The 25444-nt window shown below is 45.8% G+C and carries 26 protein-coding genes; 14 read left to right on the top strand and 12 right to left on the bottom strand.

Going from position 1 to position 25444, the window contains the following annotated elements; all coding sequences use genetic code 11:
• Positions 1-3: 3 nt before the first annotated feature.
• Genes ICN34_RS03955 through ICN34_RS03925 form a run of 7 tightly spaced genes read left to right on the top strand, consistent with a single transcriptional unit; the run spans position 4 to position 8694 of the window.
• Complete coding sequence (locus ICN34_RS03955) at positions 4-2445, top strand: 3-hydroxyacyl-CoA dehydrogenase/enoyl-CoA hydratase family protein (protein WP_216120924.1); 2442 nt, start codon at positions 4-6, stop codon at positions 2443-2445.
• Between the two features lie 17 nt (positions 2446-2462).
• Entirely contained in the window at positions 2463-3659 is a 1197-nt protein-coding gene (locus ICN34_RS03950; RefSeq protein WP_216120922.1) for an acetyl-CoA C-acyltransferase, read from the top strand.
• Positions 3660-3700: 41 nt separating this feature from the next.
• Positions 3701-4156 carry a DUF2147 domain-containing protein gene (locus tag ICN34_RS03945; protein ID WP_216120920.1) on the top strand — a complete coding sequence of 152 codons (456 nt, stop codon included), beginning with the start codon at positions 3701-3703 and terminating at the stop codon, positions 4154-4156.
• A gap of 20 nt (positions 4157-4176) precedes the next feature.
• Complete coding sequence (locus ICN34_RS03940; RefSeq protein WP_216120918.1) at positions 4177-5157, top strand: nitronate monooxygenase family protein; 981 nt, start codon at positions 4177-4179, stop codon at positions 5155-5157.
• Between the two features lie 5 nt (positions 5158-5162).
• Entirely contained in the window at positions 5163-5927 is a 765-nt protein-coding gene (locus ICN34_RS03935; RefSeq protein ID WP_216120916.1) for an enoyl-CoA hydratase, read from the top strand.
• A gap of 59 nt (positions 5928-5986) precedes the next feature.
• Entirely contained in the window at positions 5987-6439 is a 453-nt protein-coding gene (locus ICN34_RS03930) for a (2Fe-2S)-binding protein (protein ID WP_072582350.1), read from the top strand.
• A complete protein-coding gene (locus ICN34_RS03925; protein WP_216120915.1) occupies positions 6436-8694 on the top strand; it encodes a molybdopterin cofactor-binding domain-containing protein in 2259 nt (752 codons plus the stop codon). The genes ICN34_RS03930 and ICN34_RS03925 overlap by 4 nt, the downstream gene beginning before the upstream one ends.
• A 19-nt stretch (positions 8695-8713) precedes the next feature.
• On the opposite strand, the gene ICN34_RS03920 is transcribed toward ICN34_RS03925, so the two are convergent.
• The 7 genes from ICN34_RS03920 to ICN34_RS03890 form a co-directional block, all read right to left on the bottom strand.
• Entirely contained in the window at positions 8714-10312 is a 1599-nt protein-coding gene (locus ICN34_RS03920) for a GMC family oxidoreductase (protein ID WP_072582348.1), read from the bottom strand.
• Between the two features lie 9 nt (positions 10313-10321).
• On the bottom strand, positions 10322-11476 hold the full coding sequence (locus tag ICN34_RS03915) for an alkane 1-monooxygenase (RefSeq protein WP_216120913.1): 1155 nt from the start codon (positions 11474-11476) through the stop codon (positions 10322-10324).
• A gap of 114 nt (positions 11477-11590) precedes the next feature.
• A complete protein-coding gene (locus ICN34_RS03910; protein ID WP_216120911.1) occupies positions 11591-13123 on the bottom strand; it encodes a DHA2 family efflux MFS transporter permease subunit in 1533 nt (510 codons plus the stop codon).
• A gap of 9 nt (positions 13124-13132) precedes the next feature.
• A complete protein-coding gene (locus ICN34_RS03905; RefSeq protein ID WP_216120909.1) occupies positions 13133-14101 on the bottom strand; it encodes an efflux RND transporter periplasmic adaptor subunit in 969 nt (322 codons plus the stop codon).
• Between the two features lie 20 nt (positions 14102-14121).
• Positions 14122-15594: an efflux transporter outer membrane subunit gene (locus ICN34_RS03900; protein WP_216120907.1), complete on the bottom strand. Its 1473-nt coding sequence runs from the start codon at positions 15592-15594 to the stop codon at positions 14122-14124.
• Entirely contained in the window at positions 15591-16079 is a 489-nt protein-coding gene (locus tag ICN34_RS03895; protein WP_072582343.1) for a MarR family winged helix-turn-helix transcriptional regulator, read from the bottom strand. Before ICN34_RS03895 ends, ICN34_RS03900 begins: the two co-directional genes overlap by 4 nt.
• A 147-nt stretch (positions 16080-16226) precedes the next feature.
• Positions 16227-16793 carry a 5'-methylthioadenosine/S-adenosylhomocysteine nucleosidase gene (locus ICN34_RS03890; RefSeq protein WP_216120905.1) on the bottom strand — a complete coding sequence of 189 codons (567 nt, stop codon included), beginning with the start codon at positions 16791-16793 and terminating at the stop codon, positions 16227-16229.
• Positions 16794-16804: 11 nt separating this feature from the next.
• Between ICN34_RS03890 and ICN34_RS03885 the strand changes: the two genes are divergently transcribed.
• Positions 16805-17323, top strand: coding sequence for an adenine phosphoribosyltransferase (locus ICN34_RS03885; RefSeq protein WP_216120903.1), 519 nt, complete (start codon positions 16805-16807; stop codon positions 17321-17323).
• Here ICN34_RS03885 and ICN34_RS03880 read toward each other — a convergent pair.
• Genes ICN34_RS03880 through ICN34_RS03860 form a run of 5 tightly spaced genes read right to left on the bottom strand, consistent with a single transcriptional unit; the run spans position 17320 to position 19146 of the window.
• The gene (locus tag ICN34_RS03880; protein WP_216120902.1) at positions 17320-17601 is read right to left on the bottom strand and encodes a YqjK-like family protein; all 282 of its coding nucleotides are present in this window, start codon (positions 17599-17601) and stop codon (positions 17320-17322) included. The two genes, ICN34_RS03885 and ICN34_RS03880, sit on opposite strands and share 4 nt — an antisense overlap.
• Positions 17598-17966, bottom strand: a complete 369-nt coding sequence (locus tag ICN34_RS03875) for a phage holin family protein (RefSeq protein WP_216120900.1) — start codon at positions 17964-17966, stop codon at positions 17598-17600. The genes ICN34_RS03880 and ICN34_RS03875 overlap by 4 nt, the downstream gene beginning before the upstream one ends.
• A 6-nt stretch (positions 17967-17972) precedes the next feature.
• Positions 17973-18314, bottom strand: coding sequence for a YqjD family protein (locus ICN34_RS03870; protein ID WP_072582338.1), 342 nt, complete (start codon positions 18312-18314; stop codon positions 17973-17975).
• 47 nt (positions 18315-18361) lie between these two features.
• Complete coding sequence (locus ICN34_RS03865; protein WP_216120898.1) at positions 18362-18823, bottom strand: Smr/MutS family protein; 462 nt, start codon at positions 18821-18823, stop codon at positions 18362-18364.
• A gap of 23 nt (positions 18824-18846) precedes the next feature.
• Complete coding sequence (locus ICN34_RS03860) at positions 18847-19146, bottom strand: hypothetical protein (RefSeq protein WP_072582336.1); 300 nt, start codon at positions 19144-19146, stop codon at positions 18847-18849.
• 405 nt (positions 19147-19551) lie between these two features.
• Between ICN34_RS03860 and ICN34_RS03855 the strand changes: the two genes are divergently transcribed.
• The 6 genes from ICN34_RS03855 to ICN34_RS03830 all read left to right on the top strand — a co-directional run bounded on the left by ICN34_RS03855 (position 19552) and on the right by ICN34_RS03830 (position 25043).
• Positions 19552-20544 carry a tripartite tricarboxylate transporter substrate binding protein gene (locus ICN34_RS03855; RefSeq protein ID WP_216120896.1) on the top strand — a complete coding sequence of 331 codons (993 nt, stop codon included), beginning with the start codon at positions 19552-19554 and terminating at the stop codon, positions 20542-20544.
• Between the two features lie 6 nt (positions 20545-20550).
• Positions 20551-22059: a class I adenylate-forming enzyme family protein gene (locus tag ICN34_RS03850; protein WP_216120894.1), complete on the top strand. Its 1509-nt coding sequence runs from the start codon at positions 20551-20553 to the stop codon at positions 22057-22059.
• 23 nt (positions 22060-22082) lie between these two features.
• Complete coding sequence (locus ICN34_RS03845) at positions 22083-22862, top strand: citryl-CoA lyase (protein WP_216120892.1); 780 nt, start codon at positions 22083-22085, stop codon at positions 22860-22862.
• Between the two features lie 2 nt (positions 22863-22864).
• On the top strand, positions 22865-23605 hold the full coding sequence (locus tag ICN34_RS03840; protein ID WP_216120890.1) for an SDR family oxidoreductase: 741 nt from the start codon (positions 22865-22867) through the stop codon (positions 23603-23605).
• A complete protein-coding gene (locus ICN34_RS03835; RefSeq protein WP_216120888.1) occupies positions 23606-24430 on the top strand; it encodes an SDR family NAD(P)-dependent oxidoreductase in 825 nt (274 codons plus the stop codon). It begins immediately after the preceding gene.
• Between the two features lie 64 nt (positions 24431-24494).
• The gene (locus tag ICN34_RS03830; protein WP_216120886.1) at positions 24495-25043 is read left to right on the top strand and encodes a hypothetical protein; all 549 of its coding nucleotides are present in this window, start codon (positions 24495-24497) and stop codon (positions 25041-25043) included.
• Positions 25044-25444: the final 401 nt, after the last annotated feature.

The raw sequence follows: 25444 nt of genomic DNA, 5'->3' as shown, positions 1-25444 counted from the left end.
AATATGAGTGATAACAAGATTATTAAGAAAGTAGCCATCCTAGGCGCTGGCGTGATGGGCGCTCAGATTGCTGCGCAATGTATTAATGTAGGGTTGCCTGTAGTGTTGTTTGATTTGCCGACGAATTCTGAAGATGGCAAACCTTCTAATAAGAATGCAATTGCCATTAAAGCGATTGAGAATCTTAAAAAGTTAAAGCCGGCACCTTTGGGTTTATCTTCAGAAGCCAATCTAATTACTCCAGCAAATTATGAGGACGACTTAGGTCTTTTAGCGGGTTGCGACCTCATCATTGAAGCCATTGCAGAGCGTCTCGATTGGAAGCATGCTCTCTATGAAAAAGTAGCGCCACATATTCCGGCGCATGCTCTGTTTGCTACCAATACCTCAGGCCTTCCTATCGGCGAACTTGCCAAAGGTTTTTCTGGTGATCTGAAGAAGCGCTTCTGTGGCGTGCACTTCTTTAACCCACCTCGGTATATGCATTTACTAGAGCTCATTCCAGCGGCAGACACTGATCCCGCCGTATTGGATGCACTTGAAACCTTTATGACTTCCACGATGGGCAAAGGGGTTGTGCGCGCTAAGGATACCCCGAACTTTATCGGCAACCGTGTAGGTGTTTTCTCGATCCTGGCAGTGTTTGCAGAGGCACAAAAGTTTGGCCTAGGCTTTGATGAAGTTGATGCCATTACCGGCAGCAAACTTGGACGTGCTAAATCAGCTACCTTTAGAACCAGCGATGTGGTTGGCTTGGATACTATGGCCCATGTCATTAAGACCATGGAAAATGCATTACAAGGCGATTCCTTCTCTGCCCTATTTAAAACGCCTGAAGTGGTTAGTCAACTCATTGCAAAAGGTGCGCTGGGACAGAAAACCAAAGCAGGCTTTTATCGCAAGGATGGGAAGAATGTTCTTGTATTGGATGCTGCCACCGGCGAATACAAGCCCTCTACCGCAACGATTGAACCGCTGATTGAACGCATTCTGAAAAAACCGATTGCAGAACGCCTTGGATTACTGCGCGAGACCGACGAACCACAAGCTCAGTTCTTATGGGCTATCTATCGAGACATCTTCCACTACTGCGCTATTCATCTTGGTGAGATTGCGCAATCTGCTCGAGAAATCGATTTTGCAATGCGTTGGGGTTATGGCTGGAATTTAGGTCCGTTTGAGGATTGGCAAGCCGCTGGATTAACACAAGTAGCTAATTGGATTAAAGAAGATATCGATGCTGGCAAAACATTAAGCAAAGAACCTTTGCCCGCATGGATCTTTAGTGGGCCAGTTGCGGATAAGCAAGCTTTCCATACACCTGAAGGTTCATGGTCTGCATCTGAGAATAAATACATCCCCCGCTCTACTTTGCCGGTGTATCAAAAGCAAGTATTTAGAGCGCCACTGTTAGGAGATGGTTCTCCAGACCCTAAAACAGCGGGCACCACTGTTTTTGAAAACACGGACTTCCGAGCTTGGGTCGATGCCAATCAGCCAGAGGTCTTAATTGCCTCATTCCGCTCGAAGATGAATACCTTTAGTCCAGACGTATTAAGTGGTCTACAAAAAGCGGTTGAGATCGCAGAGGCAAATTATGCGGGATTGGTAATCTGGCAGCCTACATCATTGAAGCTAGGCACACCTGGAGGACCTTTTTCTGCAGGCGCCAACTTGGAGGCTGCGATGCCAATGGTTATGAAAGGCGGCCCTGCTGGAGTAGAGCCGTTCGTCAAAGAGTTTCAAGACACGATGATGAAAATCAAATACTCCCAAGTACCTGTAGTTGCTGCAGTCTCTGGCATTGCTTTAGGCGGTGGTTGTGAATTAGTTCTCCAATCTGCGCGCAGAGTTGCTGCTATGGAAAGCTATATTGGCCTGGTGGAAGTTGGTGTTGGCTTATTACCTGCTGGTGGCGGACTTAAAGAAGCAGCCATTCGTGCGGCTCAAGGCGTTGCGCTTGCTGGGAACACCAATTATTTGGATTTCACCAAAGCCGCTTTTGAAAATGCTGCAATGGCTAAGGTTTCTTCATCAGCTCAAGAAGCAATGAGGATGGCTTACCTCCAAAAGGGTGACATTATCGTTGTAAACGTTTATGAATTACTGGCTTTGGCACAAGATCAAGTCAAAGCAATGCGCTACTCCGGATACAGACCTCCTATACCAACCTTAATACCGGTTGGTGGCCGTTCTGTTGCCGCCACCGTGATGGGTCAAGTAGTCAATATGCGTGACGGTGGCTTTATCTCTGAACACGATGCGCACATTGCTCAGAAGATCATTCAGATCATTACTGGTGGCGATGTCGATGCAGGAACGCTAGTTACTGAAGAGTGGCTGCTCAAACTGGAGCGTCAGGCTTTTGTGGAGCTCATTGGCCACCCTAAATCCATGGAACGGATTATGGGTATTCTCCAAACTGGCAAGCCTGTTAGAAACTAATTTACCGAGATATCACTATGAAAAATATTCAAGACGCATATATCGTTGCTGCCACTCGCAGTGCCGTTGGTAGATCTGGACGAGGTGCATTAAAAAATACTCGTCCGGATGACTTACTTGGCAATGCCTTGCAGCACGTACTGACACAAGTCCCCACCTTAGATCCCAAAGCAATTGAAGATGCCATTATTGGCTGCGCCATGCCAGAAGGCCAGCAAGGATTAAATGTGGCCCGCATTGGACTTCTTTTAGGCGGCCTTCCCAATACTGTCGGCGGCATTACCGTTAACCGCTTCTGTTCATCAGGCTTAAATGCGATTGCTATGGCCGCTGACCGCATAAGGGTTGGTGAAGCAGATGTCATGATTGCTGGTGGTGTTGAGTCAATGAGCATGGTGCCTATGGGCGGCAATTCGCCATCAATGTCGCCAGAAATCTTTATGGGTGATGAAAATATTGGTATTGCTTACGGCATGGGCTTAACTGCTGAGAAAGTTGCGCAGCAATGGAAGATCAGTCGTGAGGATCAAGATGCTTTTGCATTCCATTCGCATCAAAAGGCCATGGCCGCACAAGCCGCCGGTGAATTTAATTCTGAAATCTTTCCAGTCAAGGTGGCTTATCGCTCCATGAATCTAGACAAGGGTCAAGTAGATGTGCAATGGCGCGATTTTTTGAAGGATGAAGGTCCGCGCGTTGACACTTCAATTGAAGGTCTAGCTAAACTCAAATCTCCATTTGCAGCTAGAGGTAGCGTTACCGCTGGCAACAGCTCACAAACCTCTGATGGTGTTGGCGCACTCATCTTAGCCAGTGAAAAAGCGATCAAGACCTTTGGCCTTACCCCTTTGGCACGCTTTGTCAGTTTTGCCGTTAAGGGTGTTCCACCTGAAATTATGGGTATCGGCCCTAAAGAGGCGATTCCAGCCGCATTAAAACTAGCTGGACTCAATTTGCAGGATTTGGACTGGATCGAGTTGAATGAAGCGTTTGCAGCCCAGTCTTTAGCAGTCATTCGAGATCTTGGCTTGGATCAAAGTAAAGTTAATCCTTTGGGTAGCGCTATTGCCCTTGGACATCCATTGGGGGCAACCGGCGCCATCCGAGCTGCGACAGCGATTCATGCCCTACAGAAACGTAATCTTAAGCACGCCATGGTGACAATGTGCGTTGGTACTGGTATGGGCGCTGCTGGAATCTTTGAGCGTTGTTAATCAGAATTTATCAACATCAACCAATATTAGGGGGCAAGAGAATGCTAAAAAAACAACTGATCTTATCGGCATGTTGTCTTAGTCTGATCGCGGGAAATGTGTACGCTCAAGCAACCGACCCAGCTATTGGGGTTTGGAAAACGATTGATGATAAAACCAATCAACCAGCTTCCTTAATTAAGATTGAAGAAGCCAATGGCCTTTTACAGGGCACCATCATCAAGACATTCCCATCTCCTGGCGAAACGCCGCTAGTCTATTGCAATCTCTGCAAAGATGATCGCAAAGATAAACCACTTGTTGGCATGAAAATTATGAGTGATCTTAAAAGAGATGGGTCAGGCGCTTGGTCAGATGGAAAAATCTTGGATCCTAAGAATGGCGAAACCTACAAAGTCAAGGTTGCCACTGAAGATGGCAAGAAAATGGATGTCCGTGGCTATATTGGGGTTCCATTATTAGGTCGTACCCAAGTTTGGTACAAAGCTGAGCAGTAATCCACAGATCATTTAAAAATATGAGCAATAAACCTCTTCCAGAAGTTCTTCGTAAACATTTGGCGGATGGTAATTTACCCGTCATTGCAGCGCCTCTATTCATTATCAGCAATCCTAAATTGGTAATTGCCCAATGCAAAGCGGGAGTGATTGGCTCTATGCCCGCACTTAATGCGAGGCCGGCTGAGCAGTTTGAAGAATGGTTGATTGAAATTACCACTGCATTGGATCTATACAACAAAGAACATCCTGAAAAGCCTGCCGCACCCTTTGCCATCAATCAAATTGTGCACAAGAGCAATGATCGCCTTGAACATGATATGGCTCTGTGCGTCAAATACAAAGTACCCATTATCATTACCTCGTTAGGTGCTCGTGAAGAAATTAATACTGCCGCACATAGTTATGGCGGAATCGTATTGCATGACATTATCAATAATGCCTTTGCTAAAAAGGCGATAGAAAAAGGTGCTGATGGCTTAATTGCTGTTGCAGCTGGCGCTGGTGGACATGCTGGCATTAAAAGCCCATTTGCATTGATTCAGGAGATTCGGGAGTGGTTTAAAGGCCCGCTAGTTTTAAGTGGATCCATTGCTACTGGTGGCGCTGTTTTAGCTGCTCAGGCAATGGGCGCTGACTATGCTTATATTGGTTCAGCATTCATCGCTACCGAGGAAGCTCGTGCCAGTGATGCGTATAAGCAAGCGGTGGTTGATTGCAATTCAGACGATATTGTCTTGAGCAACCTATTTACTGGCGTATCTGGCAACTATTTAGCGCCATCTATACGCAATGCCGGCTTGGACCCAGACAATCTCCCCGAAAGCGATCCAAGCAAGATGAACTTTGGTGGCGCAGCTCAGAAAGCCTGGAAGGATATTTGGGGTTGCGGTCAAGGTATTGGCGCCGTGAAAGCGGTTACACCTACAGCGCAATTTGTAGGTCGCTTAAAGGCTGAATATGATCAAACTAAAGCGAATTTGCTTAAAGGTACAGCATAGACGACATGATTAATCATCATCTATCGGATGGCATCCTCAAGATACTACTGAATCGTCCTGAGAAAAAAAATGCATTCACCAATGCCATGTATAGTGAGCTTACGCAGATATTGTCTGATGGCGACCAAAATCCCGAAGTAAAAGTGATGTTGATATCTGGGGCTGGCAATGCCTTTTCTGCCGGAAATGATATTGCTGATTTCATGCAATCCCCCATTACTCATAAAGATGCCCCGCCCATTAACCTATTGAAAGTGCTGGCAGGATTAACTAAGCCGTTAATCGCTGCGGTTGATGGTGTTGCCGTTGGTATAGGGGCGACATTACTGTTTCATTGTGATTTGGTATACGCTCAAAAGGATGCACGCTTTATTTTTCCATTTGTTTCGCTAGGATTGGTTCCAGAAGGCGCCATCTCTTTATTACTTCCACGCCTCGTTGGTCATCAAAGAGCGTCAGAAATATTGCTTTTTGGCGAACCCATGAGCGCTGACGATGCAAAGCAAATTGGATTTGCAAACAAGGTAATTACAGAGCCATCCGCTTTGCCTTATGCAGAGCTGCAAGCTCAAAAACTTACCTCCCTCTCCTTCGGGTCTGTTTTACGCACTAAGTCACTATTGAAAGATGGCGCTCTGAAGACTGCAGTACTCAATCAAATTGATATTGAGGGCAAACTCTTCATTGATAAGCTTCATAGTCCTGCAGCGAAAGAGGCTCTGACCGCCTTTTTAGAAAAGCGCGCTCCTAATTTTGATGGGCTGGATTAGTAATGGTTTTTAGTTTTTGAGAATGTAGCATTCCTAGATCTATCAATTCGGGAGAAAATATGCAATTAACCATTAACGATAAATCAGTTGAGCTGACGGTAGATCCTAGCATGCCCCTACTGTGGGTTATTCGCGATGTTTTGAATATGACTGGAACGAAATATGGCTGCGGCATAGCCGCTTGCGGAGCTTGTACTGTTCTCGTTAATGGTCGAGCTACGCGTTCCTGCGTAACCCCGGTGGAAAGTGTCTCTGGCGCAAAAATTACCACTATTGAATATTTAGGCACCCCAGAAAAGCCCCACCCTCTTCAAGCTGCTTGGATTCAAGAACAAGTTCCACAATGTGGCTATTGTCAAAGTGGCATGCTATTAGCCGCTGTAGATTTATTGGCACGCAAACCTAAGCCAACCGATGCTGATATCGATGAAGCGATGTCCAATATTTGCCGTTGCGGTACGTATCAAAGAGTCAAGGCTGCCATACATACCGCAGCAAAGGAGCGAGCATGAAGCGCCGGACGATGATCCTCAGCACACTTGGTGTTGCAGGTGCGCTCATTGTGGGATGGGGCGTCCTCCCAGCCAGATCACGACTTGGAAGTCCTGATAATTTCTTGACTGGAGATGGGGCTATTTCTCTGAATGGCTGGATTCAGATTGCACCCGATGGTAGCGTGGGTCTGGCTATGAATAAAAGTGAAATGGGACAAGGTATTTTTAATGCCCTGATGATGCTTGTAGCAGAAGAGTTAAACGCCCCAATGGCCAGCATTTATCTTCACCAAGCTGCTTATGACGGCATTTATGGCAACGTAGCACTTTTTATGGGAGCCCTGCCGCTGCATCCCGTCGTCAATGACGGTGAAAAACCTTTCATTATGAAAAGTAGTGAGTGGCTTGTTGGCAAAGTTGCTCGTGAATTAGGTATCAATGCTACTGGCGGCTCTACTTCAGTAGCGGATTCGTGGCTCAATTTACGTTATGCTGCAGCTACAGCAAAAGCCAGCCTACTGATGGCTGCATCCAAGCAATGGAATGTACCCGCCAAAGATTTACAGGTAATAAATGGAAAAATTATTAGCCCTGGTGGCAAATCAGCTCACTTTGGAGACTTTGCTAAAGAGGCTGCAGCTCGCACGCCATATGAAGTGACGTTAAAAGATCGCAAAAACTGGGAGGTAATTGGCAGGAGTGCGAAACGTGTGGACATCCCATCAAAGACAGATGGTTCAGCAATATTTGGCATAGATATCAGACTGCCAAACATGCTTTATGCAACCATCGTTCAAGCGCCGATGATGGGTGGAAGTGTGAGGGAGCTAGACACAAACCAAAATGTACCAGGATTGATAAGTATCGTTCCACTCAAGAGCCATGCAGGATCAGCCAATTGTTTTGCCGTTGTTGGCAAAACAACCTGGGACGCGATGCAAGGATCTAAACAAGTCAAAGTACAGTGGGCCGAGAGAAAAAATGGCGCCATTAATACCGATCAAATATTGAAAACACTCCACGAAAATATAAAAACGGATAGTGGTTTTACTTTCTATAAAACAGGCGACACAAATGAGGCTGAGAAAAAAGCCAACAACATTATCGAAGCTAGCTACTCTGCCCCCTACTTGGCACATGCAACTCTTGAGCCAATGAATTGCACTGTCCAGGTTAAAGATGGGCAAGTGGATGTATGGGTCCCGACTCAAATTCCAGGACTAGCGAGAGCAATGGCTGCAAAAATCGCCAATGTTCCTGTTGAGAAGGTAAATGTTCATGTGACTTTATTGGGCGGTGGATTTGGACGACGCCTAGAGCTTGATTTTGTCTCCCAAGCCGTACAAGTTGCCATGGTTACAGACGGTAAACCAGTTCAGCTAACTTGGTCACGAGAACAAGATATGGCTAACGACTTTTATCGACCAATGCAAGCCACGCAGCTCAAAGCGGCCCTCAATGAAAAAGGTCAAGTGCAAAGCTTGCGCATCATCTCTGCTGGTGACGCCATTACCCCTCGATGGATGGAACGTGTTTCCATTCCATTGGCTGGCCCAATTGATGCCCCAGATAAAACAGCATCAGAAGGACTGTTTGACTTTCCGTATGCCTTTACTAATCAACATATATCCCATATACCAACCCATATGGGTGTACCAATTGGTTATTGGCGTTCCGTTGGTCATTCTCAAAATGCCTTCTTCCTAGAAAGTTTCATGGATGAATTGGCGTATGCTACTAAACAAGATCCACTAGCCTTTAGAGAATCCTTGCTGACAGATGCGCCGCGCTATTTAACAGTCTTACAGCTGGCTGCCAAAAAAGCAAATTGGGGTGGGCCTCTTCCAAGTGGTCACGCTAGAGGAATTGCACTGCATGAATCCTTTGGCTCGATTGTGGCGGAAGTTGTTGAAGCATCAATTCAGAATGGAAAACCTCAGGTCCACAGGGTAGTTTGCGCAATTGACTGTGGCACAGTAATCAATCCCAATACGGTTGCCCAGCAAATACAAAGCTCAGTCAATTTTGGATTAACAGCAGCTTTGTACGGCAAGATAGATATCAAAGATGGCGTGGTTCAGCAAACAAATTTTAATAACTATCCAATATTGAGCATGTCAGAGTCACCCCAGGTAGAGACTTGGATCGTGCCGAGCACTAGGGCACCAGCAGGCGTGGGTGAACCAGGGGTCCCTCCTGTTGCACCAGCCTTAAGTAATGCCTTATTTGCATTGACTGGCAATCGCATCCGAAAGCTACCTTTATTAGCCTAGTTTTCAAAATGAAACTTATTTAAGCTTCTGCCCGAATAAGATCAACTGCTTTTTCGGCGATAGCAATGATAGGGGCATTGGTATTACCGCCAATGAGGGTCGGCATGATGGATCCATCAACTACCCGAAGACCATCAATGCCATGCACTTTTAATTGGGAGTCGACAACTGCCATTGGATCATTACCCATTTTGCAGGTACCCACCGGGTGATATACGGTATCTGATCTTTGTCTAAGAATTTGACGAATATCATCATCTGTTTTTACATAAGGCGTAAAAATATCTTTCTTACGAATCTTAGTAAACGTTGGGGCATCCATTAATTTTTTAGTTAATTTATAGCCTTTAACTAAAGTTTCAAGATCCTCATCATCTTTTAGGAAACCAGGATCAATTAAGGGGGCTTCATTCATGCTTGCGCTAGCTAATGTCACTTGACCGCGACTCTTTGGCCTAAGAACGCAAACGTGACATGAGTATCCATGAGCCATATGGAGTTTTCTGGCATGATCCTCTACTAGACTCACTACAAAATGCAACTGCACATCTGGAGCCTCTAAGCTGGAATCTGTTTTCAAGAATCCGCCTCCTTCGGCAAAGTTAGTCGCCAACAGGCCTTCGCGAGAGCGCACATACTTCATAATCTCACCCGTGATTTTGACGGTGCCACCAAGTGAAATGCCAATTAAATCAAGACTATCCGCAGAATAACCAAAGATAAAGTCGGGATGATCTTGCAAGTTTTGACCAACGCCCGGTAAATCATGTACCAGTGGAATATCAAACTTTTGCAGTTCTTTTTTAGGTCCCACTCCAGACACCATTAACAATTGAGGGGAATTAAAGGCTCCAGCACACAGGATGACTTCTTTGTTTGCGCGAATGATATGGTGCTTGCCGCCTTGGTTGTAACTCACACCCACTGCACGCTTACCTTCGAATAATATGCGCTCGACTTGAACGCCAGTTTGAACATTTAAATTAGAGCGCTTGCCCATATATGGATGAATATAGCCGCGCGCAGCACTCCAACGCTCCCCATTTTTATGGGTTACTTGATAGATACCCAGACCCTCTTGTTCCTCACCATTGAAGTCATCATTAATCTTAAAGCCAGCTTCTTTAGCGGCCTCCAAATAATATTGTTGAAAGGGATTATGGGATTGAAGATTGGAAACATGTAAAGGGCCATCATTTCCATGGAACTCATCAGCTATAGCGGCGTTATTTTCGCTTTTTTTGAAATAAGGTAGTAGATCTTGATATGACCAACCGTCATTTCCTAATTCCGCCCAGTGGTCATAGTCTGATTTATGGCCGCGGATATAAATCATTGCATTAATTGCTGAGGAGCCTCCAAGACACTTTCCTCTGGGTTGATATCCACGACGTCCATTTAAGCCCGATTGCGGTACGGTCTCATAAGCGTAGTTGTTTAATGGGGTTGGCAGCATAGCAACAGCGCCTGCCGGAGTCTTCACAACCCAACTATCGCCCTTGCCGCCCGCCTCTAGTAGCACCACTGAGGTGCTGGCATCTTCGCTTAAGCGCCCTGCCACAACTGAGCCACCAGATCCTCCGCCAATCACAACATAGTCATAGCTATGTGAAGTCATGCTGTCTCCTTAATTGCACCAGCGCTGATATAGTTTTCGGCTGGCCGATGGCTGAATATTTATTTTACTTAGATCACCAGTGTAGTGTTTCACTACACGATGATCCATCAAGGCAAACCATAATGGTGGAAAGTAAGCCAAGGTAATCATGGATGCATACCCACCCGGTAATTGCGGTGCTTTATCAAAATGTCGCAGCGCTTGATATCGTCTAGTTGGATGTGCGTGATGATCAGAATGACGCTGTAGGTGATACAGCAAAATGTTTCCAACTATATGGTTGCTGTTCCAAGAGTGCTCTGGTGCACAGCGCACGTACTCACCATCTTGATCTTTTTGACGCAATAGTCCGTAGTGCTCTACATAGTTCACAACCTCCAACATGGAGGCAGCGTAGATGCCCTGAAGGGCAAGAAAGATCAGGGCTGCCCATCCCAACCAAAGCATGAGAGCACCATACAAGAGAATGGTGAGAGACCAAGCTTGGAGATTTTCATTCTGGATACTCCAAACGCCCTTACCTTTTCTTTTTAAGCGTTCTCGCTCTAATTCCCATGCTGAATATAGGCTACCCAATACAGTGCGCGGCAGAAATACCCAAAAACTCTCTCCCATACGAGCGCTAGCGGGATCCCCTGGGGTTGCCACCCGTTTGTGATGACCGCGATTATGTTCAACAAAGAAGTGGCCATACATACTGGAAGCTAATGCTAATTTAGAAAGCCAGCGGTCAATTGAATCTTGTTTATGCCCAAGTTCATGGGCAGTTCCTATACCAATACCATTGGTAGATCCCACGGTAAATACTAAAGCGATGTAGGCATACCAATCTAAAGACTGGGTCACTGCCAGCCAAGTTCCATAAACCGTCCCAATGAGTTGAAAGGGAACATAGAGCCAAACCAACGCACGATAAAAGAAATCTTTATTCAAGTTCTCAACAGCGGATTCCGGAGGATTGCTAAAGTCTTCACCAAAAGTCAGATCCAAGATTGGTATGGCGATATGAATGATGGCGGGGACAAAAAGCAAATAAAGCCACTGACCCGTCAATACGAATGCCAGAATAGAAGCGGTAAAAGCAAATGGAATAGTTGGGCTCAATAACCAAAGCCAGCGCTTATCATTCCACTCTGGATTTTGGGTTGTTGTTATGCTATTCATAACTACATCTTAGCCTCCACTCACAAAAATTGCTTGATTGGATGGCCCGCCTTTTGGGATGCAGTGTTCGGAGCATCTCAGTAGAATCCCTAATGACGCAGCATTAAAGCCTCATTAATGGCCGACAAGGCCTGATCCGAATGGAGGTTTAGATAACCAGATTAGGGGCATCAGCGCCACCAAAATGAGTCCTGCCAATAGCATTAGCTGATTGGTTGAAAGCATGTAGGCCTGAGAGGTAACCAAGTTATCAACTAAGGCATATCGCTGCATTTCTGTCATGCCGAGTTTGGCAGTTGTTTCCATCAATTGTTGGTATGCAAGATTCCCCGTCTGAATATTGCTCATGAGGTTCTCATGCTGTCTAATCGCATTGTCCTGCCAGAGCGTAGTGGCAACCGCTGTTCCTACACTGGCACCCACGTTTCTTAAAAAGTTAGAGATACCCGTACCAGAAGCAATTTGACTCCCCCTGAGCTGTGACATAGAAATTGCAGACATTGGCATGAAGAATCCTGCAATACCCACACCCATAATGAGGCGAGCAAACATCAGTGTTTTTTCATCGACGCCAGTTGTAAAGCCGGCAGCCATCCAGCACCCAATTGCCATGGCGGCAAATCCAATAGTGGCAATGATTCTCGCGTCAATACGATGGATATTGGCCCCAAATAAAGGGCCACAAAATAAAGCCAATACTCCAGTGATTGCCATGACCTTGCCAGAGTTAAATGCGGTATAGCCCAATTGGGTTTGCAGCCATAAAGGGCCGATCACAATGTAGATGTAAAAGGCAAAAGATCCTATCCCCAAGCAGATGGCAGAGGTACGAAAGTTCACCAGCCTAAATAAGCGCAAATCCACAATGGGGTGCTCTGCCCCCAACTCCCAGAGAACAAAGGCGACCCAAGAGATAAAGGAGATCGTTGCTAAAGTTGCAATGAATGATGATGACAACCAATCTAATTCACTACCCTTATCAAGTGCAATTTGCATCGAGGCGACAGCAGCAACTAGTAGCGCTATGCCAATAAGATCAATTTTCTCTTTAGAGGACTCAGGCTTTGGAGCCCCATACAACCAGTAAACCATCACAGCAACCAAAATGCCAAATGGCAAATTGATATAGAAAGCCCAACGCCACACCAAATTATCGGTAAGCCAGCCACCAATTAAGGGTCCTAATACAGGCGCCACTATGGTAGTTGTCGCCCAAATACCCAATGCCATGCCCCGCTTTGCTGGCGGATAACATTTCATGATCAAGGTTTGGGAAAGCGGAATCATTGAAGCGCCAACAATGCCTTGCAAGATGCGCGAGATGACCAGTACCTCGAAGGATGGTGCCAACCCACATAGCATTGAAGCTATCGTAAAAAGTATCGTGGCAAAGATAAACTGACGTACCTCGCCAATTCTCTTGGCTAGAAAACCGGTTAATGGCAAAAAGATAGCTTCGCTAACTGCGTAGGAAGTAATGACCCAGGTCCCTTGAGTTGGGCTAATAGCAAAATCTCCTGCAATCGTTGGTAAAGCAACGTTTGCAATGGACATATCGAGAACGTTCATAAAGGATCCCAAAGCAAAAGCCAAGGTTCCAAGTACCAGCTTATATCCCTTAAGAGGCTCTAGCTCAGGCGCACTCATAAGGGCTAATTATGGTCTCTTATAGTTCGTCAATAGAGACTGAATATGTCGCTCAGCTTTATCAAATTGCTTTTGATAAATAGTTGTGTCACTTATGGGACCTTTATCCATTGCCTGTAGCGAACTACCATCGCGATCACTAGTATCGACTTTGACATTCATTGATAAGCCAATATTTAAGGGGTGCTTACTTAACTCATTACTATCCAGTGCGATTCTCACCGGTAAGCGCTGCACTACTTTTACCCAATTTCCTGTGGCATTCTGAGGTGGCAAAAGAGCTAAAGTGGAACCTGTTCCAGGGGCAAAGCCAACAACCTTCCCATGAAATTCCATCTTTCCGCCATAGATATCAGACTCCAATTTGACTGGCTGTCCAATGCGAATATTTTTAAGCTGGTCTTCTTTAAAATTGGCATCAACCCAAATCTGATCGCCAGCAACCATCATTGCCAGTTGAGTGCCTGGAGCTACACGCTGGCCAACTTGAGCATACCGTTTTGCTATTGTGGCTTTAGCTGGACTTTGGACATCAACTCGAAGTAGATTAATGTAGGCTTGGCGTGCATTAGCCATCGCTTTTAGCAAGGCCAACTGGGAATGCTCCAGCTCCTCTTTAGACACACTGGCATCGCCTTGTAAGGCCTTACGTTTTTGGTAATCAGCCTCCGCATTACGCAAATCAATATCTGCTTTTTCTGAAGCAATCATTACTTCTGTAGGATCAATCCTAAAGAGTGTTTGGCCCTCCTCGACAGATTGGGTTTCAGAAACATTGACAGTAGCAATGGCCCCCTCTATTTGAGATACAACCTGAATCTGCGATCCTGATACATATGCATCATCAGTAGATTCTGAATTACGGCTAAAAATAAGCCAGTACAGCAGCCCTAAAAGAAAGATGCCTATCAAGATTGCAAAAAGGATCTTGAAAGCTTTTGGTCGATTAAACCTGCCATTGTTTGTTGTAGTGTCCATGAATATTCTGAGTGAAATACTTATTGAGTTTGTCCGCTTAATTTCGCTTGAGTTTTAGATTTAGACTGAAGATAAGAACCACCTAAGGCCTGAACCAGTACCACATTGGCAGTTAACAGTTTGGATTTAGCATCTGCATAGTTTTGCCCCTGCAACAGATAAGCCTGCTCCGCAGTTAAAGACGCTTCTTTGGAGGCGATTCCAACCTCGCTTCTACTGCGCGTAATTTCAAAATTTCTTTTAGCGTTTATCTCGGCATTAGTGAAGCCCTCATAATTAGCCTGTGCATTCTTCACAGATCCAATGCCATCGGCGACTTCACGTAAGGCCTGCACAAGTTGCTCCTGATATGAGGCAATCGCTTGGTTTCGATTCGCTTCTTTGCCGGTTACGTTGGCATCAATTACGCCGCCATCAAAGATTGGCAGATTTATCGCAGGGCCGATACTAAATTGCTGACTTCTGCTAGAAAAGAGTTGAGATAAGCCAAATGATTGAACTCCGATGAAACCTGCAAGATTCACGTCCGGCAAGTACTCTAACTTTGCACCTTCTAATTGCAGCTTTGCTACATCAATCTGACTTAAGAGCGCCTGTAAATCAGCCCTGCGCTCCAATAGATCGGATGGGATAACTTCGGGAAGACTAAGATTGGTTGCCTGAATAGCGGGGGCCTTGAGCGATTCACCCCAGGATGGGCCCTCCTGAACCAACGCAGCAAGTTGATGCTGCATCATCCTCACACTCAAGTTAGACTGATTTACATTAGCCTGAGCGGACTCTAATTCTACCTTGCGTTGATTTACTGTCAACGCATCAACTAGACCAGCGTGTTGGCGGTCAATGGCAATGCGCAGTAAATTCTTTTTGACCTCAAGCTCTCTCGCATAAAGTTCTCGAGCCAGAACCATATGATCATAGTCAAAATAAACACGCACAATAGTGGTCGACAGAAGGAGTTCTGATGCTTTGTAATTTGCTTGAGCAACAAGCACCTGGTTCTTGGCGGCATCAAAATACTTCTTTTGCTTTCCCCAAATATCCAGAGACCAGTTAAGTGATGCATTGGCTAGTCCGTATCCAGTGTAAATAGGCATGCCAGGCACAAAAATATAATTTTGTGAAAGTTGTTGTCGATCAACCTGACCTCCAACACTTACCTGAGGAATAAATGCCGCCCTTTCATTCTCTAACATCGCTTGGGCTGCTACTAACCTTGCGCCTGATGTATCCAGGCTAGGAGACTGCTTAAGCCCCAGTTGAATCAATTGATTTAACTGGGGATCACCAAATGCCTTCCACCAAGAATCTTCAATAGGATTGGTGCTGCTGTTATTAATATTGTCCTGTGCACCCAGCTTTGGCTCAAGCACGCCAATAGGTTTCGCTGTTTGCTCAGGTAACGCCTGTCTAGGAAAAAAGGCGCAAGCCGATAGGAGCAAGCCTATAGAAGTTATTAGGACTAAGCTACAAACCCAACTTAAGCGCCTCATGAGATCACCTCTAGTTGCTGTAAATTATTTTTTTCAATTCGCAATAAGAAATCACGCAATTGCTCAAATTCTTTTTGCGTGAAACCATTTAATGACTGATTCAATAGATTGCACCACAGTGGTGGAATCGATATAGCAGCCTTCTTTCCGGCAGCAGTGAGCGACAGGCCAATTACCCGTCCGTCCTTTTTGGAGGGTACTTTTTGTATGAGTTTCATCTTTTCCAGTTTTTGAACCACGCGCACAGTTGCTGCGGCATTAACTCCCAACGCTTGCGATAAGGAAGAAATCGTAGCTGCTTCAGAATGTGAAACAAGGAGCAACACGCTCATCTGCGCTGCGGTAATACCAAGATCAGCCAGCTTCAAATCACCTAGGCGTTGATAGCTTGATTTATTACGCAACATCAAATAAGCAACACTGCCCTGGGGGGTGTAATTATCTGGGGTATAGAAGGATGATGGTGCAGGTCTGGTGTTTTTCATAAAACTAATTGACTAGTCAATGAATTTTATAACACAAGAACTTATTTTGCCGGCGCGGCTCAGCCGCAATCATCAAGAGCCTGAGAGGTTTAAACCCTTATTTAGGGTGAATTAGGGTCGTTTTGCTCAAATTACGGAAACGGCTAACTAGGAATAGTCTGCAAGAGCCTGACTCAAAGCCGCTAAAAACAGCTCTTGGCCGTGATGAACTTTTGCCTGCCAGTGTTCCCCAGAGTCTTCATTGGCCTCATCTGTGATGTATTTAAATGACTGCCAAGGTATTTGATGTTCATGTGCGATTGCAGCAATCGCAAACAACTCCATATCTACTACATCTACACCTTGGTTATGCAACCAAGAATCATGAGAAGTCACAAAGCTATCTCCAGAGCCGCACAGAAAATTCCCCGTAGAAAGATATTCTTGTGGACGGGTGCAAAAAGGAGTGCTGCCGCGCGGCGCCAATGGCTCAGCATCCATATCGCGTTGAATAACCTTACCTATCTCCAATAGGCCGCTCAATTCTGGCTTGATTTTCCCTGCGGTACCAAAGTTCAATATTCTCTTTGGTGAGTATTGGTGTATTGCTTTGATACAAGTCATGGCAGCATTAATTTTGCCAACTCCCGAATACACAATCTCTACGCCTCTTGGGAGGGACTCACGCTTGAGCTCGGACTCTAATGCGGTAATAATAAGGAGTTCTGTTTTCATATTGGATTGTGATGAATTTATTGGATTATCTACCCGGAGTTCCTGATTTTCCAAAACCAGGCGTTCTCTTTAGAGATATATCCCCTTTATTAGCTAATCCAGCTGCCTTTAAGGAAGCCATTCGTCAGCTAAATGAGATTGCACAGCAATTTAATTACACCCACATTTTGGGCATCGAATCCCGCGGCTTTATTTTTGGCTCTGCTTTAGCCCACTATGCCCATAAAGGTTTAGTGTTGGCCAGAAAGCCAAACAAACTTCCCTTGACAAGCCATCGTGAAGCATACGGCCTGGAGTATGGCAATGACGCCTTAGAGATTCAGCAATTCACTCTACCTAAAGATGCCAGAGTATTGCTGCTTGACGATATTCTGGCCACCGGCGGAACATTAGTTGCTGCTGACAAATTAATTCGTAATGCCGGCTTTGAAGTCAGTGGCGCAATTACTTTGCTAGAAATTACCTTCTTAAATGGCAATGACCTATTAAATCAATCTGACATTCAACATCAGTCTGCATTAAAAATCTAAATGAGATTTTTAGCACTCTTGATGACCTTCATGGCGCCCCAACCTACTGCAAGAGCCTTATTTGCAAGCTTAGGTTTGTAATGCGCTAACGCTGCAAATGCAGTGGTCCATAGAATCGGATTACTCCTCAAGAAGTTGACGGCATCAACCCCTTTATCAACCCATGAGAGTGGCTTTTCCCAAGCCTCAAAATGTTCAGCGAACTCTTTGCGCTCACGACTTGCCTGAAGCATTCGCTCACGTTGGCGCAACTCTAGAACCTCTAGTTTGTCGTTCATTTTGAAAGGGCTGCGCGATCTTTGGCCAACTCAGTAATTGAAGCCTCAAACAATCTTGGCATCTTGCGTAATGACTGGGTAATTAAGAGGGTCAAAATTAACCCAATGGATAGGAATGCTCCAGCTAGTAAACCGAGCGCCATCATTCGATCCGTCTCCCAACTATAAATCACTATTAGCAGTGCCAGCATGACCAAGCCAAAGAACAAGAAGAATAAGGCGCCAATAATCATCACCAGCAAACTGATGAATTTGCTTCTAGCGATTTGAACGTCAAGCGATAATAGTTCTAAGCGGGTTTGGGCTATTGATACCCCGGTAGAAGCAAGACCTTTGATGGAGGAAAGTAAGTTTTCTTGTGACATAGAGAACTAGCGGCGTCCAATGAATAAGCCAATCAGCAAACCTAAGCCAGCCGCAACACCGACAGCCTCCCAGGGATTGCGATGCACGAAATCATCTGTGCCATCAGCAACCACCTTTGCCTTATCAAGCACCTTACCCTCGACACCTGAGAGACTTTCTTTGGCACCAGCAATAGTTTCTAATGCTTTATTACGAATAGATGTGACGGCAGCGCCTGGATGGTCTTCTGTCGCTTTAATCAAAGCCTCAGCATCAGCCATCAAGGCCTTGAATTCGCCGATGAGACTTTCTGCGCCAACTTGCTTGGCATCATGTGAATCTGAATGTTCGAGTTTCTTAGCAGTCATGGAAATGGATTCCTAATAGATGAGGCATTAATACCAATAATCCTATTCTAAGCACTTCTAGCCTGAGATCCCAGCAATAAAACTGTCATGTCAGCATTACCCTCTTTAAATCGCTTGAGATATCGCTTCAGACCAGGACGGCGTTTGAGCAGGGCATGGTAGGACTCACTGCCAAAAGCTACATCTTCGCCAAAATGGTATTCGTCAACCCTGTCGGAGTAACGGTTATTTTCGAGCGCATCATGGATAGCCCACTTAATTCGACCACCCTCACCGCTTGATCCATATCCATGAATCAACACAATGGCTTTAATCCCAACCTCTAAAGACTTGCGTAAATAGTCGGTCAGCCGCTCTAACGCCTCTTCAACATATGGCCCATCTTGCTTAATATTGAGCTCAATCGTATCTGAGCTCAAGATAGGAAAATTGACAGAACCGCAATGCGGACACTGATTAAACAATGCCCGCATATTTCCACAATCAGGACATTCAGCGTTATGTGCCACCTTACAAAATCAGACTGAACTCCTTAAGAGCAGTACTTACCCTCTAAACCCCGTGTATCAGCTGTCTTATCGTCAACCATGAGGTTCAAGGTCTTCTGCGCCAGCTCGCGATTTTCTGGAGTCTTAAGGCTGGCATTAATTAATGTAGATACATCTTTGCGGATTGCAGTATTGCCGTAACGAAGACCCTTCAAAGTGGATACCGCTTCAGCAGATATCTTGCACTGCTGATTTACTAACTCAGAAGAATCTGACGGAGATGTATTCGCATAAGCGAATGCAGCAACAGAGATTGTTACGGCTGCTAATAGAGTCTTTTTCATCTTAGTTCCTTATTTTGTGACCACACGTTGGACAACAACCCACTTCTTTCGCCTTTGTCTTTCTAAGGGCGGCATACACACTGGATTCTGAAATCTGCATCTTTCTGGCCGCTTGAGCAGCGGTCATACCCTTCCCCACCCACTCCAAGGCTTGATGTGTTTTCGGTACTTGTCTCTTCATTTCATCTCCCAGTAACAACACTATATTACAACTTGTGAAGTTGTGAAGTTGTGAAGTGTAATAATTTAGTAGTGAGATACCCTAATAAAAGGGATTTGGGATCACTGCTTTGGCTGCGGCTGTATTGGGGCGTTTAAGCCGCTTTGGTGTTATAAATACTGGATAAATAAGAAATGGGGCTTCTTAATACTGTCTTAAAGCACCCAACCAATTGGAGGAGATCTATGTCTTTACATTTCACGCCCAAAAAAGGCTTGTTGACTGTTTTTGCTGCCCTCATCACGGCCACTTCAATTCCGGCCCTAGCGCAATCTAACGCCTCCTGGCCTACCAAGCCGATCAAAATTATTGTTGGCTATTCTGCTGGTGGTGCAACTGATGTATTAACCAGACTGGTGTCAGTCGGTATGGGCAACACCTTAGGTCAATCTATCGTTGTAGAAAACCGCCCAGGCGCAAATAGCAATGTGGGCGCTGAAATTGTGGCTCGCTCACCGGCTGATGGCTACACGCTTTACGCCTTCTCGATTGCTAATACGATTAACGCTACGCTCTATCCCAACTTAAGCTATGACCCGATCAAAGATTTTGAGCCGATCGGCATGATTGCTAAGATTCCGAATATATTGGTAGTGAATCCAAATCTTCCAGTAAAAACGCTTGCAGAATACGTGCGCTATGCTAAAGATGCGAAAGATGGCGTAACCTTTGCCTCCTCTGGTAGCGGATCATCTATTCACCTCTCTGGTGAAATGTTTAAGATGCAAGCAAAAATTCAAATGCTCCATATTCCATACAAAGGCAGCGCACCTGCAGTGACCGATTTGCTTGGTGGTCAAGTGGAATCCATGTTTGACAACGCGCCCTCTGCATTGCCTCATATTAAGGCCGAAAAACTTCGTGCGATTGCAGTTACTAGCGCTCAACGCTCCCCGTTTTTACCGGATGTCCCGACTATTGCTGAGTCAGGCTATCCTGGCTTTGATGTGCAGTCTTGGTTTGCATTGGTGGCGCCAGCTGGAACGCCGAAGCCGATCATCATGCAATTAAATGCCGCCTTAAATAAAGCACTCAACTCCCCTGAAGTTAAACAGCGACTTCAAGAATTGGCTGCAACACCAGAGCCTGGTTCACCAGAAAAAATGGCTGCATTTGAAGCAACCGAAGTTAAACGCTGGCGAGATGTTGTAAAGGCTTCCGGCGCTAAAGCCGAATAACTCATTATGTTTCCGATTGATTTTTTTTGGAGGGCCGCACAGCGTTGGCCCGATCGCATTGCCATTGATACACCGAGTGGCCCCATTCATTACGCCACCTTAGCTAAGCGTGTTAAAGCACTAGCAGCGGGGCTTACCGCATTAGATCCAACCTTACAGAGTCGGGTAGCTATTTGCGCGGGTAACAGTGATGATCACATTACTGCCCTGCTAGCTATTTTGGCTTGCGGCAAGGTATGGGTACCTCTGAACCCTAAGAGCACCCACCCTGAGATTCAGCGCATTGTTAATGTCACAGAGCCTTCTATTATGATTTTAGATGCCGCTAATCAAGCGTTACTGAAAGGCGCTGCGGGAGCATGGATTTATACAGACACTTACTCTGATGCTTCTGCGCGGAGTATGAACGAATTAATTCAATTGCATGAAGATGCGCCGCAACCTTCTTTTGAATTACCCCTAGATGCAATTCAGGCCATTAAATTTACCGGTGGCACTACTGGGGCTCCTAAGGGTGTAATGCAGCCCTATCGCGCTTGGATGGCAAACATCAGCAATCAGATTCAGGTATGGGGATTTGATGAGCATGAGCGCTATGTTGTTGCCGCTCCGATTACGCATGGCACATCTACCTATATTGTTCCGATCTTGGCGCAAGGTGGTTGTCATGTGATTATGGATGGTGCAGGAGCTGAAGTGGTGAGAACTGCGTTTCGTGAGCGTCGCGGCACTGTCTGCTTTATGCCGCCAACCCTTGTTTATATGTTGATGGCATTACCCAATGCATCTAGAAACGATTTTCCAAAGTTACGCAGGCTGATTTATGGCGGCGCGCCAATGCCTCCAGAACAAGTGCGTAAGGTGCGTGATTTCTTTGGCCCAGTATTGGGTACGACCTATGGTCAAACCGAAGCGCCGCAAATTTTGACGGTCATGCGGCCTGAGGATTTTGAAGATCCCAACAACTGGGCAGCCGTTGGCAGACCCACTTGGTTTAGTGATGTGGCCATCATGTCTCCCGAAGGAAAGCTATTACCTACCGGTGAAATCGGTGAAGTGGTTGCCCGAGGTGATCTGCTGATGAGTGGCTATTGGCGCATGCCTGAAAAGACTGCTGAAACGATTATCGATGGCTGGCTTCATACCGGTGACCGCGGCCTGATTGATGAACGTGGGTTTTTGTATCTCAAGGATCGCCTCAAGGACATCGTGATTACTGGCGGATTTAATGTCTACCCAGTGGATGTTGAGAATGCCTTAAGTCAGCACCCTGCTGTTCACGAATGCCTTGTCTTCGGTCTCCCTGATGAAAAATGGGGGGAAACTGTACAGGCTGCAGTGCAATTACATCCCGGACAAAAAACCGATGAAGCAGAACTGATTGCATTTGTTCGCAATTTACTGGGTCCGGTTCAAACCCCCAAACGCGTTCACTTCTATGAAAGCTTGCCTCGCTCTAATGTGGGTAAGTTGCTGAAGAGTGCTGTGATTCAAAAACTTCAAACTCCTTCCTAGCCAATAGTTAATACCGATAGATTATGACTTCCAAAAAAACCCCCGTTACAGGCTTGTGTACTCACACTCTCACTAGCTTGCATTATCGCGATGCGGATTTAGTAGAGGATTTGATGGGTAAGAAAACATTCACCGAAGTCATGCTGATGCAGATTCTGGGTAGACAGCCTCGAGGTGTTGATATTCGCATTACTGATGTGGTGCTCATTGTGCTGATGGAGCATGGCCTAACGCCCAGTGCAATCGCCACACGCTTGATCTATATGAGCGCTCCAGAGAACCTTCAAGGGGCTGTATCTGCAGGCCTGTTGGCTGTTGGTAGTTCCTTTATTGGCACAATGGAAAACTGCTCCGCCTTGCTTGATCGCATCATTGCCGCCAAAGACCAATACGCTGAAGCTCTTTCCATTGCGCATCATTACAAGAGCATTAAAGGTGCTGTTCCTGGCTTTGGACATCACCTGCATAAGCCGGTAGATCCACGAGCATACAAACTATTAGACATGGGCCGTGCTGAGAAAGAACTCAAAGGTGATCACATTAGAGCTCTTGAGACCCTATCTAAAGCAGTGGATGAAGTGGCTGGTCGCCCCATTACGATTAATGCCACTGGTGCGGTTGCCGCCCTATTAGGTGAGATTGGCATTCCTACAGCTGTGATGCGTGGCTTTGCGGTCATCTCCCGCTCTGCTGGCTTAGTGGCCCATATTGTTGAGGAGCAACAAAGCCCATCTGGTCGCTTTATTTGGGACACGATTGAACATGCCATTCCGTTTGTGGATGGCGCCAATAAGATTGGCTAATAATGGTTTCTGAAGTCAAATCAACCAGGGAATGCGTATTAGTCACTGGCGCTAGCCGCGGCATCGGGCGTGCGATAACAGAGCGCCTTATTGCGTATGGCATGCATGTAATTAACCTTGATAAAGAAGTCCCTGGCAATATTGCTGAGCATGAAACCTTCATCAAAGTAGATGTTTCAGATGAAAAAGTTTTGCGTGATGCATTAGCCAAGATAACGTCTCAATTTGCAATCACTCGTTTAGTCAATAACGCAGGAATCGTGCGCCCCGCCACAATCGAGAAGACTACGATTGCAGATCTTCAAGCGGTTATGAGCGTTAATGTTGCAGCAGCCATTATTTGTGTACAAGCCGTACTCCCCGCCATGAAAGCAGCTCATTTTGGTCGCATTGTGAATATCGCCAGTCGCGCAGCTTTAGGTAAAGAAGAACGAATTTCTTATGCAACCTCGAAAGCGGGATTGCTGGGCTTAACTCGTACATTGGCCTTAGAGCTGGCCAGCGATGGCATCACGGTGAATGCTATTGGGCCAGGCCCCATTGCTACAGAACTCTTTCAAAGCGCCAATCCACCTGGCGCACCTGCTACACAACGTATCTTGGATAGCGTCCCGCTAGGTCGTATTGGCCAACCAGAGGAAGTGGCCCATATCGTCGCCTCTCTACTTGATCAACGCGCGGGTTATACAACCGGTCAGGTTGTATATGTATGTGGTGGCATGACAGTTGGCTTGAGTCAGTAAATGAGTTCAAAGCACCCTCCTGGTTTACCAACGGATCTCACTGATCGCGTGATCTTTGTATCGGGTGGAGGCTCAGCTGGTCCTGGATGGAGTATTGGTAGAGCATCATGTGTTACCTATGCTCGCTTAGGTGCAAAGGTCTGCGTAGTCGATCGAGATCAAGCATCTGCAGAAGAAACTACCAAGATCATTCTTGATGAAGGCGGTATAGCGCAGACTTTTGTTGGGGATGTTTCTGAAGAACTTGATGTAACAAGACTCTTTGACGAGGCTCGTAAACAATTTGGTCCTGTTGATGTACTGCACCACAACGTGGGCATAGGGAAAGTTGGCGGACCAATGGAAACCAGCGCTGAAGATTTTGATCGCATTCACAAGGTAAATGTGCGCAGCCTCCTACTTGCAGCCCAAGAGGTCTTGCCTGAAATGGTGGCGCGCGGTACCGGCAATATTATTGCCATCTCTTCAGTGGCGGGCATGCGCTATTTGGGCTACCCACATTTAGCCTATAGCGTAACCAAGGCTGCTAATACCCAATTTATTCGGATGATTGCTCAGCAATACGCCGATAAAGGCATTCGAGCCAATACAGTAGTGCCTGGCCTTATAGATACTCCACGCATTGCCAATACTGTAGCGAGGATGTTTTCTGAAAATGGTCTAGATGAGGCTCGTGCCGCACGTGATAAGCAGGTACCCATGGGACGCTCTGGAACAGCCTGGGATGTGGCACACGCTTGCGCCTTTCTGGTCTCAGATGCCGCAGCCTACATTACAGGCACTGAGCTGGTGGTTGATGGCGGCCTCACCGGGAAATACGTCTAAGTCCCAGAATTCCAGCCCCGAGCTTAAGGGATAGTATGATTTGATGATTCTTTAGGAGCTTTATATGCATCGAATCATCTACCGAGTTGTTTTATTGCTAGCAATCAGCGCTGTTCTGGTTGCTTGCAATATGAATGATAAAAAAATTAGTGGCTGGGAAGTGAATGATGTCTATCACTCGACCATCATCACGCCTAATTCAGCAACTGGTGGGAAAACCTATCAAGGCCCACCTATCAATACGATGGATGCGACCAATACTTATGAGATGTTTAGCCTCAAAACTGAACAGCCTAAACAAGGGGCAAAGACTTATGAGCTCAATGCGCAACTAACGTATTTCTCACAATGGCGTTATTACGATTCCGCAATGCTAGAAAACACACCTGCTACGACATTTAAAGTGGTTGGTAGAGAAGCTGGCGCTTGTGGTGACAGAGGTTGCATCTTTAGAGAAGTCGTCTCTATCCAATTGCCCGAGGCATTCCTAAAGGATAAGATGAAGAAGGGTTTCATCATCACCCTATCCGCTAAGAATGGAATGAAGACTGAGCTTTTTGTGTCGCCACAATATATCCAAGGTTATATGCAGGCAGTGAATGGATTTAATTGATAGCTCGATCAGTGTGATTGAAATAAATAAAGGGGCATAGAGCCCCTTTATTTTTAAGTACTGGCGGAGAATCTGTCCGGTAAAGAGGTGTCCCTTTGACGGAATTACAAGCCTAAATTTTCTACTGTAAATCATTAAATGACTCATAAATGAGTCCATAATATACTTAAGGACTTATTTATGAGTCATATTTATTGACCTATGGAGTATAAACAGGTATATTAACGTCTCATACTTAACAAAATGCATGAGGCAACTATGCGCGTAGATCAAGAACTGACCCTAGCATCAAAGCAACTTGGCCAATCCGCTGAAATAGCGCAATGCCTAGTGTCCTTACGCCTTGCCCGTCACGTTCGCCAAGGTGAGGCTGCGGTTCGTGCCGGCCTTGCTCGTGCAAC

This window comes from Polynucleobacter sp. Tro8-14-1 (assembly GCF_018881655.1).
Lineage (GTDB): Bacteria > Pseudomonadota > Gammaproteobacteria > Burkholderiales > Burkholderiaceae > Polynucleobacter.
This window is presented reverse-complemented; position numbering and strand designations above follow the sequence as displayed.

Bases quoted from the DNA above. Each gene is read 5' to 3' on its own strand.
- ICN34_RS03905 (WP_216120909.1), bottom strand. From the start codon at position 14,101: ATGGACACTACAACAAACAATGGCAGGTTTAATCGACCAAAAGCTTTC.
- ICN34_RS03850 (WP_216120894.1), top strand. From the start codon at position 20,551: ATGTTTCCGATTGATTTTTTTTGGAGGGCCGCACAGCGTTGGCCCGAT.
- ICN34_RS03955 (WP_216120924.1), top strand. From the start codon at position 4: ATGAGTGATAACAAGATTATTAAGAAAGTAGCCATCCTAGGCGCTGGC.
- ICN34_RS03950 (WP_216120922.1), top strand. From the start codon at position 2,463: ATGAAAAATATTCAAGACGCATATATCGTTGCTGCCACTCGCAGTGCC.
- ICN34_RS03890 (WP_216120905.1), bottom strand. From the start codon at position 16,793: ATGAAAACAGAACTCCTTATTATTACCGCATTAGAGTCCGAGCTCAAG.
- ICN34_RS03915 (WP_216120913.1), bottom strand. From the start codon at position 11,476: ATGAATAGCATAACAACAACCCAAAATCCAGAGTGGAATGATAAGCGC.
- ICN34_RS03880 (WP_216120902.1), bottom strand. From the start codon at position 17,601: ATGAACGACAAACTAGAGGTTCTAGAGTTGCGCCAACGTGAGCGAATG.
- ICN34_RS03830 (WP_216120886.1), top strand. From the start codon at position 24,495: ATGCATCGAATCATCTACCGAGTTGTTTTATTGCTAGCAATCAGCGCT.
- ICN34_RS03840 (WP_216120890.1), top strand. From the start codon at position 22,865: ATGGTTTCTGAAGTCAAATCAACCAGGGAATGCGTATTAGTCACTGGC.
- ICN34_RS03930 (WP_072582350.1), top strand. From the start codon at position 5,987: ATGCAATTAACCATTAACGATAAATCAGTTGAGCTGACGGTAGATCCT.
- ICN34_RS03860 (WP_072582336.1), bottom strand. From the start codon at position 19,146: ATGAAAAAGACTCTATTAGCAGCCGTAACAATCTCTGTTGCTGCATTC.
- ICN34_RS03920 (WP_072582348.1), bottom strand. From the start codon at position 10,312: ATGACTTCACATAGCTATGACTATGTTGTGATTGGCGGAGGATCTGGT.
- ICN34_RS03910 (WP_216120911.1), bottom strand. From the start codon at position 13,123: ATGAGTGCGCCTGAGCTAGAGCCTCTTAAGGGATATAAGCTGGTACTT.
- ICN34_RS03895 (WP_072582343.1), bottom strand. From the start codon at position 16,079: ATGAAAAACACCAGACCTGCACCATCATCCTTCTATACCCCAGATAAT.
- ICN34_RS03835 (WP_216120888.1), top strand. From the start codon at position 23,606: ATGAGTTCAAAGCACCCTCCTGGTTTACCAACGGATCTCACTGATCGC.
- ICN34_RS03855 (WP_216120896.1), top strand. From the start codon at position 19,552: ATGTCTTTACATTTCACGCCCAAAAAAGGCTTGTTGACTGTTTTTGCT.
- ICN34_RS03940 (WP_216120918.1), top strand. From the start codon at position 4,177: ATGAGCAATAAACCTCTTCCAGAAGTTCTTCGTAAACATTTGGCGGAT.
- ICN34_RS03935 (WP_216120916.1), top strand. From the start codon at position 5,163: ATGATTAATCATCATCTATCGGATGGCATCCTCAAGATACTACTGAAT.
- ICN34_RS03845 (WP_216120892.1), top strand. From the start codon at position 22,083: ATGACTTCCAAAAAAACCCCCGTTACAGGCTTGTGTACTCACACTCTC.
- ICN34_RS03925 (WP_216120915.1), top strand. From the start codon at position 6,436: ATGAAGCGCCGGACGATGATCCTCAGCACACTTGGTGTTGCAGGTGCG.
- ICN34_RS03885 (WP_216120903.1), top strand. From the start codon at position 16,805: ATGAATTTATTGGATTATCTACCCGGAGTTCCTGATTTTCCAAAACCA.
- ICN34_RS03875 (WP_216120900.1), bottom strand. From the start codon at position 17,966: ATGTCACAAGAAAACTTACTTTCCTCCATCAAAGGTCTTGCTTCTACC.
- ICN34_RS03900 (WP_216120907.1), bottom strand. From the start codon at position 15,594: ATGAGGCGCTTAAGTTGGGTTTGTAGCTTAGTCCTAATAACTTCTATA.
- ICN34_RS03870 (WP_072582338.1), bottom strand. From the start codon at position 18,314: ATGACTGCTAAGAAACTCGAACATTCAGATTCACATGATGCCAAGCAA.
- ICN34_RS03945 (WP_216120920.1), top strand. From the start codon at position 3,701: ATGCTAAAAAAACAACTGATCTTATCGGCATGTTGTCTTAGTCTGATC.